Raw genomic sequence first — 12,395 nt, forward strand, 5'->3', positions numbered from 1 at the left:
ACACCCAACCAAATCGAAAGCCTGCTTCACGCGAAGGGTGTGCCCTTTGCGCTCCGGAAACATCAACCGCAATCAAAGGAAATCATCATGACCAACACCAAGACCACCCTGCTGATAGCAGTCCTTCTGCTCGGTTCTTTCATGGGCGCCACCCAGGCGGCCTCCCTGAAGGCCGCGCCGGTCAAGCCATCTTCGGCCGGCGTCATCACGGCTCCGAGCGGCGGTGCAACCGAGGACCATTACTGCAAGAACGGCCACGCCAAATTTGCCAATTGCAGCGCCGACTTCATCGCGGCCTGCAAGCAGGTCGGCGGCACCATGTCGGATGTCCAGGGCTGGGGTGGGCGTACTTGCTTCACGCCCTCCTGATACCGTCTCAGGTCAGGCCGCTCCGTCGGCCCCTGGCTTCGTCCTGATGCTGCCCGGAAAACCCCGCTTCGGCGGGGTTTTCTGCGTTTCATCCCTCCGTGAGCAATAAACATGACGGTGAAAGTTAACTTTTGTTAACTTGACTTGATGGGACCATCGGGCGTTTGCGAGAGGTCATCACAACAACAGGAGCTACGATGTCCGCAACCACCGACGCCTCCCGCGGCAGACTGATCATTCCGGTGTTTGGCCGCCTGTACTCGTCGCTGCATGACGGCGCCGAAACCCTTCTGCGCGTCGTCGCCGGCGGGTTTCTCACCATTCACGGCTCGCAGAAGATCACCAACCCTTTCGGCGCCGCCGAGATGGTCGAAGGCCTCGGCTTCTATCCCGGCGCGTTCTGGTCGTTGCTTTTGTCCTGCACCGAATTCTTCGGCGGCATTCTGATCGCCATCGGCCTGTTGACTCGGCCCGCCGCCTTTGCCGGCATGATCGTGCTGCTGGTCACCGTCTGGTTCCACTGGATCACTGTCGGCCAGGGCTTTTCCGGCGCTGAAAAGTCGCTTCTATGGGCGGCGATCCTGCTGTTCTTCGTTATCCGCGGCGGCAACCGCCAGTCGGTCGACGCGCGCCTCGGCAAGGCGTTCTGAAGGGTCTATAAGAGGGTGGCAGCGACGACGCGTCACCCTTTGCCTTTGGCCCAAAACGGACTATGAAACGGCTTCAGCCAAGCTTTCGAGCGCCGGAGCCAGCCATGACCGAAATCCTGCAGATCCCCAAGCTCGTGGTCGTCTTCGGCGGCTCCGGCTTCGTCGGCCGCCACATCGTGCGGGCGCTGGCCAAGCGCGGCTACCGCATCAGGGTGGCGGTGCGCCGGCCCGATCTGGCGGGACATCTGCAGCCGCTCGGCAATGTCGGCCAGATCCAGCCGGTGCAGGCCAATGTGCGCGTGCGCTGGTCGGTCGACCGCGCCGTGCAGGGCGCCGACCATGTCATCAATCTGGTCGCCATCCCGCATGAAAGCGGCCGGCAGAAATTCAACACCGTGCACGAATTCGGCGCCCGCGCCGTCGCCGAAGCCGCACGCTCGGTCGGCGCAGGGCTCACCCACATCTCGGCGCTGGGCGCCGACCTCAACGCCGAATCCGACTATGCCCGCACCAAGGCGCTCGGCGAAAAGGCCGTCCTGGAGACGATCCCGGACGCCGTCATCTTCCGTCCGGCGATCAATTTCGGACCGGAGGACAGTTTCTTCAATCGCTTCGCCGACATGGCGCGCTATTCGCCGGTGCTGCCGCTGATCGGCGGCGGCCAGACCAAGTTCCAGCCGGTCTATGTCGGCGATGTCGCCGAAGCCGTGGCGCGTTCGGTCGAGGGCAAGGTCAAGGGTGGCCAGATCTATGAACTCGGCGGGCCGCAAGTGCTCACCTTCAAGCAGTGCATGGAAGAGCTGCTGACCGTCATCGAGCGCAAGCGGCTCCTGGTACCGGTGCCGTGGTGGATGGCCAATCTGCAGGCCTCGATCCTCGGCCTGCTGCCCAACCCGTTGCTGACCAAGGACCAGGTGCTGCTGCTGCGCCAGCCCAACATCGTGTCGGAGGAGGCCAACAAGGCCAACCGGAACCTTGCCGGCCTCGACATCCAGCCGCAGTCTATCGGCACCATCCTGCCCAGCTATCTCTGGCGCTTCCGCGCCGCAGGCCAGTTCCAGCGCAAGCCCGCCGGTATCGCGTAACAAGGCGTTGCGCCGTTAAACGCGCCGCGTGACCTGCATCGGCAGGCCGCCCTGCGGCTGTGTCGTCAGTTTCTGCACCGGCCACGGCTTGGTCTCGGCGGTCACATCGAAGCGGAAGCGCGACAGCATGATGGCCAGCGCAATGATCGCCTCCTGCATGGCGAAGCTGGCGCCGATGCAGATGCGCGGACCGGCGCCGAACGGCAGATACTGGAAGCGGTCGATCTTCTCGCGGTTTCCCGGATGGAAGCGTTCGGGCATGAAGGCGTCGGGCATGTCCCACAGTTTTCTGTGGCGGTGGACGACCCAAGGCATCACCAGTACGGCCGCGCGCTTGGGGAGCACCAGATCGTTCCAGGTCTCCGTCTCGATCGGCTCGCGGTTGATCGACGGCGCCGGCGGATAAAGCCGCAGCGCCTCCTCGAAGGCGGCGCGGGTGAACGGCATTGCCTCGAGCCATTTCGTTGGGTCGGGTTCGCGCGCCAGCACGGCCTCGATCTCGCGCTCGACCTTTTCGCGCTCCCACGGCGCTTCGGCGAGGCAGTAGATCGTCCAGCCCAGTGCCCGCGCGGTGGTCTCGTGGCCGGCGCCGATGAAGGTGATGATGTTGTCCTCGACTTCCGCCCGCGTCAGCCCGTCGGGGCCTTCGGCGCGCAGCAGAAGCGTCAGGAAATCCTGCGGCGCGGTGTCGGGGTCGCGCTTCAGCCGCTCCTCGCGCATCTTGACCGTATCGGTGACGATCTTGCGGAAATAGGCCATGGTCTTGCGGCCGCGGATGCGGGTCAGCCGCGGCAGCCATTCGGGCGCGCGCAACAGGTCGAGCGGATCGACGCGGCCCATGGTCTCGAACAGGCGGTCGATCTCCTGCGCGAAACTGCCGGGCTCGCCCGCAATCTCGCCCGAAAACAGCGTCTCGGCCAGGATATCGTAGGTGAGCAGCGTCATGTCATGGGCGACATCGGTCATGCCGCCTTCGTCATAGCGGGCGACGAACTGCATCGTGCGGCGCAGCATCGGCTCGGCGAAGCCGAAGATATGCCGCGGCGTGAACACCGGCGCCATCGCCTTGCGCGAGCGCTTCCACACCTCGCCTTCGGCGGTCAACAGCCCGTCGCGCAAGATCGGTCGCAGGATCATCTGGCGCACCGTCGCCATCTTGTAGTTCTTGGCGTTGTCGATCAGCACGTGGCGGATAAGGCCGGGATCGTTGGCGACGATCAGATGCCCGCCGACGCCATTCGCCGAAATCCAGGGCTCGTTGTAGGTGTGCTCGCCCCACAGTTCGAGCGGATTGCGGTAGACGATCCGCATCATCTCCAGCGTCGAAGGCGGCGTCGTGCGCGGCCTGGGCGCCGGCGGCACGAAGGGGACGGGCTGCGTGTCCATGAGGTGCTCCGCTGATAGCTCAGATGTAGTGGCTGGCAATCCGGGCGTCCATGTGACCGAACGGCAAACTGAAACGCTGCAGCGCCCGGTGTGCCCGACAGACGGTGTGTTCATCGGATCGTGACCGCCGGTGAAACGGTTGCGGCTTGTCCGGTTGGACACTCTGCCATAGGTGACAGTTACCAACAGCTACTGCCAATCGCCCAGGAGAGTCCGCTTGAAGCACAAGCTGAACATCATAATCGGCAGCACGCGGCCGGGCCGCGCCGGGCCGGTCTTCGCCCACTGGCTGGAGGATTTTGCCCGCGAGCACGGCAAATTCGAACCGGTGCTGACCGACATTGCCACGTTCCATCTGCCGGTTCTGGACGAGCCGCATCACCCCAGGCTCGGCAATTACCAGAACGACCACACCAAAGCCTGGTCGAAGGTCATTGATGCCGCCGACGCCTTCGTGTTCGTGGCGCCGGAGTACAATTATTTCGTGGCGCCTGCGATCGTCAACGCCATCGACTACCTTGCGCGCGAATGGAAATACAAGCCAGCCGCCATCTTCAGCTATGGCGGCATTTCCGGAGGCCTGCGCGCCGCGCAGGCGCTGAAGCCGCTGCTGACCGCGGTGGGCGTCATGCCCATCTCGGAAGGCGTCGCGCTGCCGATGTATCAGAAACTGCTGGAGAGCGACGGCTCCTTCCAGGCTAGTGAGCAGGTAGAGGGTGGGACCAAGACCATGCTGGACGAGCTCTCGCGCTGGAGCGGGGCGCTGAAGCCGATGCGGGCTACGTAACGCAGCCGGCCCCGGCTTGCTCATGCCATAAAGAGGTGGAATGGTCGGCAGGTGACTGAGCCGGGGGCGGTTCGATTTGCGCCTGTTGTTTGCCTTGCTGTTGATGCTTGCGACCACCGCCACAGCGGTGGCGGAGCGGCGCGTGGCGTTGGTCATTGCCGAGGACGACTACCGGCTGGTGCGGCCGCTGGCCAATCCTGTCAATGACGGCGAGGTGATGGAAGTGGCGCTGAAGAAGCTCGGCTTCGAGGTCGTGGTCGAGACCAATCGTGATCTCAGGCGCATGCGCCGGGCTCTCGACGATTTTCGCGAGGACGCCATGGGCGCCGACGTGGCGCTGGTGTATTTCTCCGGCCATGGCGTCGAAATCTCCGGCGACAACCGTCTTCTGCCGGTCGATGCCGATGCCTCCTCGCTCGACCAGCTGGAGAAGACCAGCCTGCCGTTGGAGGAAGTGCGCGATGCGGTTGCCGCCACGGCGAAGGTCGGGCTGATCGTGCTCGACGCCTGCCGCAGCGATCCGTTCACAGGCGGCAACGGCGACGGGCGTGGCGCCACATCGCTGATCAAGGACCTGGTGGACAAGATCAAGCCGGGCCTCGGACGCGTCGGCAAGGCGGAAAACATCCTGTTCGCCTTTTCGGCGGCGCCCGGCGAGACGGCTGCCGACGGTACCGGTGCGAATTCGCCCTTTACAGCGGCGCTGATCAAATACCTCGGCACCGACGGGCTCGAAATCCGCTCGGTGCTGACGCTGGTGCAGCAGGAGGTCTACGACCTTTCGCGCGGAAAACAGCTGCCCTACGTCGAGAGCGGGCTGCCGAAGCTGTTCTTCGCCTCGGCGGCCAAGGAACAACTGCCGGAGCGCGAGCGGCTGTTGCTTGCCATGGCCGATGTGACGCCGGAAATGCGCGGCGCGGTCGAACGGGTCGCCAGCGATGCCGACATGCCGCTGGCGCCGCTCTATGGCGCGCTGATCAGTTCCGACACCAGCCATCTCTCCGGCGAAAGCCTGGACGCCAAGCTGCGCGAGGCGGCCGACGCCTTCGTCAAGGTGCGCGGCGAGATGAAGACGCTGGCCGCCGACGACCCGCAGGTGACCGAACTGCGCCGCCAGGCCGAGGAACAGTTGGCGCTCGGCGCTTTCGATGGTGCACGCGTGATCCTCGCCAAGGCCGCCGACGTCGACAATGTCTCGCGCCAGGCGTTGAAGGCCAATTTCGTCAGCCGCACCCTGTCCGAAGCCGCGACGCGATTTCTCTCGGGCGGCGCGGCGCGTGCCACCCTGGACTATGCAACCGCCATCAAGGACTATGAAACGGTGCTGGCGCTCTATGGCGAAGCCGGGCAGACCTCGCTCAGCCTGGAACAGGCCGACCGCCAAAGCCGCACGCTGGAAGAGCTCGGCATCCTCTACACAACGGTCGGCAACACCGACGCCGCCGGCCGCGCCTTTGCGGCGCTGGTCGCCAATCTTGAGCAGCGAGCGCGCCAGGAAACCGATCCGAGCGTCAAGCGCGACCTCGCCATCGGCCATATCAAGTTCGCCAACATCAAGATGGCGCAAGGCGATCTGCCGGCCTCCCTGCAAAACTATGAGGCGGCCAGGGACATGTTGCAGGGCCTGACCACAGACGTGCCGGACAAGAAGGACTGGCTCGGCGATCTCGCCATGGCCAATGACAAGATCGGCAATGTGCTGGCCACGCAAGGCGACCTGGGTGCGGCAGCCCAGGCCTACCAGCAAAGCCTGTCCATCAAGCAGCAATTGGCCGATGCCGAGCCGAACAGCGTCTATCTGCTGCGCGACCTGACCATTACCTACGACGAAATCGGCGGTCTTGCCCGTACCGCCGGCCAGCTGGATGGCGCCCAGACTGCATTCGAAGAGAGCCTGAGAATTCGGCTGGCGCTGGCGCAGAACAACCCCGACGACCCCAGGCATCAGCGCGCCGTCTCCGTCAGCTACACCAGGATCGGCGACGTCCTGCGCGAGCGTGGCGACGCTGCGGGCGCGCTCGACGCCTACAACAAGAGCCAAATAATCGCCGAAGCGCTGGTGCGCCGCGACTCAAACGACACCGATTTGAAGCGCGACCTGTCGGTCGGTTACGCCAAGATCGGCAATGCTTACGGCGACCAGAAGGACTGGCCATTCGCGTTGGAGGCCTACCAGCAGGCGCTGGCCACGGCGCGAGACCTTGCCGCCAGCGACCCAGGCAACACCGATTGGCAGCGCGACCTGTCGGTCTGTCTGGAAAAAATTGCCGGCGTGTTTGATGCCCAGGGCGATATCGCCGGTGCTTTGCAGAACTACCAGGACAGTCTCGTCATTGCCGACCGGTTGGCAAATCTCGACCCGGGCAATTCCGACTGGCAGCGCGACCTGTCGATCACGTTCGAGGAAATAGGCCTGCTGGAGACCAAGCAGCGCCACTATGAGGGCTCGAAGAAGGCCTTCGAAGCCAGCCTGGCCATCCGCCAGCGGTTGGCCCTGTCCGATCCGGACAATGCGATCTGGCAATTCGATCTGGTACAGGCCTATATCAACTATGCCTATGTGGCGAAGAATCCGAAGGCTGTGTTGTCGCAGGCGCTAGACCTGACGCTGGAGCTTGACCGCACAGGCAAACTGGCGCCGAGGGACAAACCCACGATCAAATATCTGCGCCGTCTTCTGGCCAAATTGAAAGCCGCGAAAAAATAGCCGGCTGCCAGCTCGGGATTCAGCCCTGAAATGCCCGCAAACCTTGGAAAAACCGCCTTTTGCGCCTATATCTAGGACATCAAAGCGGCGTGATTCGAAGCCATTTTTTCGCGCTGAGCATGCGGCATCAATCAGACAGGTTTTCATGAGCGATCAAAGCGACAACGCCAACGGCGCTGAGGCCGAATACGGCGCCGATTCCATCAAGGTTTTGAAGGGGTTGGACGCTGTCCGCAAGCGGCCGGGCATGTATATCGGCGACACCGACGACGGCTCGGGCCTGCATCACATGGTCTATGAGGTGGTCGACAACGCCATCGACGAGGCGCTGGCCGGCCATGCCGATCTGGTCACGGTGACGCTCAATCCCGACGGTTCGGTCACCGTTATCGACAATGGCCGCGGGATTCCGACCGATATTCACACTGGCGAAGGCATTTCGGCGGCCGAAGTGATCATGACGCAGCTGCATGCCGGCGGCAAATTCGACCAGAATTCCTACAAGGTGTCTGGCGGCCTGCACGGCGTCGGCGTCTCGGTGGTCAACGCGTTGTCGGCCTGGCTGAAGCTGAAAATCCGCCGCAACGGCCAGATTTTCGAGATGAGCTTCACGCATGGCAATGCCGATGCGCCGCTCAAGGCGACCGGCAGCTATGAGCAGAACAAGCAGCCCGGCACCTATGAGGGCCGCAGCGGTTCCGAGATCACCTTCTTTCCGTCGTCCGAAACCTTCACCATGGTCGAGTTCGACTTCGGCACGCTGGAGCACCGGCTGCGCGAGCTCGCCTTCCTGAATTCCGGCGTGCGCATCATTTTGACCGATGCCCGCCATGCCGATCTCGTGCGCCACGAGTTGCACTATGATGGCGGCCTGGAAGAGTTCGTCAAATATCTCGACCGGGTCAAGAAACCGCTGATCGACAAGCCGATCGCCATCAAGGCCGAGCGCGACGGCATCACCGTCGAAGTGGCGATGTGGTGGAACGACAGCTACCACGAGAACGTGCTGGCCTTCACCAACAACATCCCGCAGCGCGATGGCGGCACCCATCTGGCCGGCTTCCGTGGCGCGCTGACGCGCCAGATCACCGGCTATGGCGAATCGTCGGGCCTGACCAAGAAGGAAAAGGTGGCGCTGATCGGCGACGACTGCCGCGAAGGCCTGACGGCGGTGCTGTCGGTCAAGGTTCCCGACCCGAAATTCTCCTCCCAGACCAAGGACAAGCTGGTCTCGTCGGAAGTCCGCCCGGTGGTCGAAGGCCTGGTCAACGAGGCGCTTGGCACCTGGCTGGAAGAACACCCGACCGAGGGCAAGGTGGTCATCGACAAGGTGATCCAGGCGGCCGCGGCGCGCGAAGCCGCGCGCAAGGCCCGAGACATCACCCGCAAAAGCTCGCTCGGCGTCACCTCTCTGCCTGGCAAGCTTGCCGACTGCCAGGAACGCGACCCGGCGAAATCCGAAATCTTCATCGTCGAGGGTGACTCGGCCGGCGGCTCTGCCAAGGGCGGCCGTTCGCGCCAGAACCAGGCAATCCTGCCGTTGCGCGGCAAGATACTCAATGTCGAGCGGGCGCGCTTCGACCGCATGCTCGGCTCCGAGATGATCGGCACGCTGATCACCGCGCTCGGCACCTCGATCGGCAAGGACGAGTTCAACGCCGACAAATTGCGCTACCACAAGATCATCCTGATGACCGACGCCGACGTCGACGGCGCCCATATCAGGACCTTGCTGCTCACCTTCTTCTTCCGCCAGATGCCGGAGCTGATCGAGCGCGGCCATCTCTACATCGCCCAGCCGCCGCTCTACAAAGTGACGCGCGGAAAAAGCTCGCAATACATCAAGGACGAGAGCGCCTTCGAGGAGTTCCTGATCGGCTCCGGGCTGGAGGAGGCGTCGCTGACGCTTGCCTCCGGCGAGGCGCGGGCCGGACAGGATCTGCGCGGCTCGATCGATGATGCACTGGCCGTGCGCCAGCTCATCAACGGGCTGCACACGCGCTACAACAGGGGCGTGGTCGAACAGGCGGCGATCGCCGGCGCGCTCAACGCCGATGTGCTAAACGACCTCGGCCGCGCCAATGCCATGGCCGAACGCGTCGCCCAGCGCCTTGACATCATTGCCGAGGACACCGAGCGCGGCTGGACCGGCCGGCTGTCGACCTCCAATGAAGGCGTCGGCGGCTATGTGTTCGAACGCACGGTGCGCAGCGTCAAGGAATTCGCGCAGCTCGATGCCGGGCTGATAAATTCGGCCGACGCACGCCAGCTCGACCGCTATGCCCCGCGCCTCATGGAAGTCTATGGCGAGCCGCCGGTGCTGCGCCGCAAGGATGTCTCCGAAACCATTTCGGGGCCGCTGGCGCTGCTCAACGCGGTGTTTGCGACCGGCCGCAAGGGCCTGACCATGCAGCGCTACAAGGGCCTCGGCGAGATGAATGCCGAGCAGCTCTGGGAAACCACGCTCGACCCGAATGTGCGTTCGCTGCTGCAGGTCAAGGTCAATGACGCCACCGATGCGGATTCGCTGTTTTCGCGGCTGATGGGCGACGAGGTCGAACCGCGGCGCGAATTCATCCAGGACAACGCGCTGTCAGTTGCCAATCTGGACATTTGAGGGCTGGGGGCCTTGCCGCCGGAGCTCCACTCCGGGTCAGGCCTTTGGCTCCAGCTTCCGACCAAGGTCCACCGCGTCGCGCAGCACTTGCAGATGCGAGCGCGGCGCGGTGCCCGCCGGCAGGGCGATTTCGACGCCGTTTGCCGTCGATGACCAATAAAGCGTGTGGGTGAAGATACGGCCAAGTGAGCTGCGAAGCTCGATCTGGATGTTCTCCACACCGGGGCCGAAGTTTTCCGTCATCGGACCGGAAATCGGATCGCCTGTCGCCCAGCCATTGCCGCGGTCGTAGACGTTCGTCCAGCGCGTTGCCGCAAACACCGCGCCATGATGCACCGCGCGCTGCGCCTTGCCTTGGCTGTGTCCTTCCCGGTAAAGCACGGTGCCGCCGGGGCGCCCGTCATCGGCAATCGGCGGGCAAGCCGAGAACAGGCGCTCGGCAAGGCCACGCCTGAATTCCGCGAGATTGTAGGTCACCAGGAATTCGCTGTGGGAGAGCGGACTGCCAAGCGTGACGAAATCGCTGATCTTCCAGGGCAGCGGGTGGTCGGCGTCCTTGGTCCGAAGCTGCTGGTAGAGCGCCCATTGACCGCGCCGGAATCCGGCGAGGTCTTCAAGGTTCTTTGGCCACGCTGACCCATCAGAGCCGAGCGTTGCCTTGTCGACGGCCTCGACCGCCGCCAGTTTGGCCTTGTCGCGGACCGCTTCCAGCCTTCGCGGCCGGAACTCGGCCCACAGGATCTGCAGCAAATCATAGGCGATGATCGACCCAAGGCTGTGCGAGACCAGCACGATGCGGTCGTAAGCATCGTCCTTCATCAGCGTCTTGAGCAACGTCAGGCCTCTGTCGCGGATCAGCGCACGCTTCTCGATCGTCGCCGCCTCGGCGCGCACATAAGCGGCGACGTCACCGAAATAGGGCAGGGCGAACTGATCCACCGCCCAGATGACAAAAGAAGCGAGGGTGGTGATCATCAGGCCGGTCGTCAAGGTAACGGCCTGTTGCCAGACCGATGTTGCCAGCACGAGTGCTGCGCCCAGAATGACGATAACGATCAGAAGTGTGGCGACGTAAAGCTTGCGGGCGTCGAGCGGAATGTCGGCGGGCTTGCGCCACAACAGGTTCGTCACCCAGGCGGCCAGCCGGCCGCGCGTCGTGCCTTGCGTGATGTCGGCCCAATAAAGCTCGTAGAAATCGGTACGGCGGCCATCGACGTCGTAGGGCGTGGTGATGCGGCGCAGCTCGTGTGACTTGGTCCGGCTGTCGGGCGTGATCCAGCTCTGGTTGATCGTGGCGCCGGAAACGGCCGGATCGGGAATCTGGGCGTAGGGTGGAGCACGGGTGGGATCGCTGCTCCAGACTGCCTGGACGAATCCCCTCAGCGTACCCATCGGCCGCTGCTCGCCCATGCCGTGCACGATCACCACCGCCTGGCCGGGCTGCGCCTTTTTGTAAGCCAGCGATGCGACAGTCTTGGGCATCAGCGTCTCCGTTGACGACATCCGACGGCGGGATCGCTCATGCTACCCCCGGCTCACCGAGCCAACAATACACGGCAGCCCATGTGGAACTCCGTGAACCAATCCACAGTTTCGCAGTTGTGCCTCGGGCCGCGCGGAAAATAGTTCCGTTCCCGGCAAGCAAATCATTTCATTGCCCTTCGGAACGGAAATCGCTCAGGAACATTGTGACGACATCGATCAATTTCTCGCAGGGAGGCTCTTTATGGGACGCGGTATTTTGCTCTGGTTGCTCGGTATTCCGATCCCGATCATCATTCTCATCATGCTGTTCGTACGGTAGGAGGCGTCGATGCAGTCCACCGTATCGGCTGTCGACGTATCCGCCTCAACGGAATCCTCCGCCCCGGCCGTCAGCTGGGGTCCGATCATCGCCGGCGCCTTCGCGGCCTCGACGCTGACCTTCATCCTCATGCTGCTCGGTTCGGGGCTGGGGCTGACCATGGTCTCGCCGTGGTCCGGCGCCAGTGCCTCGCTGACCACCTTCGCGGTGTCCGGCGCCATCTGGCTCATCATCGTGCAATGGCTGTCCTCCGGGGTCGGTGGCTATCTTGCCGGACGCCTGCGCACCAAATGGGTCGGCATCCACACCGACGAGGTCTATTTCCGTGACACCGCGCACGGCCTCCTCGCCTGGGCGCTGGCGACATTGCTGGTCGTCGGCATTCTCGGGTCGGCGCTGTCGGCAGTGCTTGGTTCAGGCGTGCAGGCGGCTTCTACTGTTGCCTCAGGCGCCGCCATGGGTGCTTCGGCCGGCGCGTCCGCCAATGCCGGCAGCGCACCGGCCGACAATGCAACGTCCTATCTCGTCGATACGCTGTTCCGTCCGGCTGATGCCGCCAGGCTCGCGGCGGCCAATCCGGACAGCGATGCGGCTGCGGCCGGGCAGGCTTCGCGCATCCTCATCGCCAGTGCGGCGGCAGGCGAAGTTTCGGCTGACGACAAGACCTATCTGTCGCAGCTGGTCGCCGCCCGCACCGGGCTTTCCGAGGCCGACGCCAAGGCGCGTGTCGACGCCCTGGTGGCCAGGGTCGAGGACGCCAAGGTCAAGGCAAAGCAGGCCGCCGACGCCGCACGGAAAGGCAGCGCCACCTTCGCATTGCTTGGCGCCCTGTCGCTGGTTATCGGCGCCTTCATCGCCAGCGCTGCGGCAGCACTGGGCGGCAGGCAGCGCGACGACGAGGAAGCGGTTTTCCTGACCAGCCGCTGAACCGGTCTTCAACATCAAAAAGCCCGGTCGAACCGGGCTTTTTTGTTTCCGATGATGGACCGA

At 63.8% G+C, this 12,395-nt stretch carries 9 protein-coding genes; 7 read left to right on the plus strand and 2 right to left on the minus strand.

Going from position 1 to position 12,395, the window contains the following annotated elements; all coding sequences use genetic code 11:
• Nucleotides 1-87 precede the first annotated feature (87 nt).
• The 3 genes from ACYG9V_RS06480 to ACYG9V_RS06490 all read left to right on the plus strand — a co-directional run bounded on the left by ACYG9V_RS06480 (nt 88) and on the right by ACYG9V_RS06490 (nt 2,104).
• The gene (locus ACYG9V_RS06480) at nt 88-369 is read left to right on the plus strand and encodes a hypothetical protein (protein WP_023671327.1); all 282 of its coding nucleotides are present in this window, start codon (nt 88-90) and stop codon (nt 367-369) included.
• Nucleotides 370-566: 197 nt separating this feature from the next.
• Complete coding sequence (locus ACYG9V_RS06485) at nt 567-1,019, plus strand: DoxX family protein (protein ID WP_023671328.1); 453 nt, start codon at nt 567-569, stop codon at nt 1,017-1,019.
• A gap of 104 nt (nt 1,020-1,123) precedes the next feature.
• Nucleotides 1,124-2,104, plus strand: a complete 981-nt coding sequence (locus ACYG9V_RS06490; RefSeq protein ID WP_023695927.1) for a complex I NDUFA9 subunit family protein — start codon at nt 1,124-1,126, stop codon at nt 2,102-2,104.
• Nucleotides 2,105-2,119: 15 nt separating this feature from the next.
• On the opposite strand, the gene ACYG9V_RS06495 is transcribed toward ACYG9V_RS06490, so the two are convergent.
• Nucleotides 2,120-3,490, minus strand: a complete 1,371-nt coding sequence (locus tag ACYG9V_RS06495; protein ID WP_023671330.1) for a cytochrome P450 — start codon at nt 3,488-3,490, stop codon at nt 2,120-2,122.
• Between the two features lie 217 nt (nt 3,491-3,707).
• Here ACYG9V_RS06495 and ACYG9V_RS06500 point away from each other — a divergent pair, with 217 nt between their 5' ends.
• The 3 genes from ACYG9V_RS06500 (at nt 3,708) to gyrB (ending at nt 9,601) form a co-directional block, all read left to right on the plus strand.
• A complete protein-coding gene (locus ACYG9V_RS06500) occupies nt 3,708-4,277 on the plus strand; it encodes an NADPH-dependent FMN reductase (RefSeq protein ID WP_023683526.1) in 570 nt (189 codons plus the stop codon).
• A gap of 76 nt (nt 4,278-4,353) precedes the next feature.
• Nucleotides 4,354-6,984, plus strand: coding sequence for a caspase family protein (locus ACYG9V_RS06505; protein ID WP_023683525.1), 2,631 nt, complete (start codon nt 4,354-4,356; stop codon nt 6,982-6,984).
• A gap of 145 nt (nt 6,985-7,129) precedes the next feature.
• Nucleotides 7,130-9,601 carry a DNA topoisomerase (ATP-hydrolyzing) subunit B gene (gene gyrB / locus ACYG9V_RS06510; protein WP_023671333.1) on the plus strand — a complete coding sequence of 824 codons (2,472 nt, stop codon included), beginning with the start codon at nt 7,130-7,132 and terminating at the stop codon, nt 9,599-9,601.
• A 36-nt stretch (nt 9,602-9,637) separates the two neighbouring features.
• Here the strand turns inward: gyrB and ACYG9V_RS06515 are convergent, their stop codons facing one another.
• Nucleotides 9,638-11,083, minus strand: a complete 1,446-nt coding sequence (locus tag ACYG9V_RS06515) for a hypothetical protein (RefSeq protein WP_023703663.1) — start codon at nt 11,081-11,083, stop codon at nt 9,638-9,640.
• A gap of 331 nt (nt 11,084-11,414) precedes the next feature.
• On the opposite strand from ACYG9V_RS06515, the gene ACYG9V_RS06520 reads away from it, so the two are divergent.
• Entirely contained in the window at nt 11,415-12,332 is a 918-nt protein-coding gene (locus ACYG9V_RS06520; RefSeq protein WP_023700421.1) for a membrane protein, read from the plus strand.
• The last annotated feature ends 63 nt before the right edge of the window (nt 12,333-12,395 follow it).

Source organism: Mesorhizobium sp. W016 (genome assembly GCF_054719485.1).

Coding starts and splice junctions, on each gene's coding strand:
- ACYG9V_RS06480 (WP_023671327.1), top strand. CDS start 88: ATGACCAACACCAAGACCACCCTGCTGATAGCAGTCCTTCTGCTCGGT.
- ACYG9V_RS06485 (WP_023671328.1), top strand. CDS start 567: ATGTCCGCAACCACCGACGCCTCCCGCGGCAGACTGATCATTCCGGTG.
- ACYG9V_RS06490 (WP_023695927.1), top strand. CDS start 1,124: ATGACCGAAATCCTGCAGATCCCCAAGCTCGTGGTCGTCTTCGGCGGC.
- ACYG9V_RS06495 (WP_023671330.1), bottom strand. CDS start 3,490: ATGGACACGCAGCCCGTCCCCTTCGTGCCGCCGGCGCCCAGGCCGCGC.
- gyrB (WP_023671333.1), top strand. CDS start 7,130: ATGAGCGATCAAAGCGACAACGCCAACGGCGCTGAGGCCGAATACGGC.
- ACYG9V_RS06515 (WP_023703663.1), bottom strand. CDS start 11,083: ATGCCCAAGACTGTCGCATCGCTGGCTTACAAAAAGGCGCAGCCCGGC.
- ACYG9V_RS06520 (WP_023700421.1), top strand. CDS start 11,415: ATGCAGTCCACCGTATCGGCTGTCGACGTATCCGCCTCAACGGAATCC.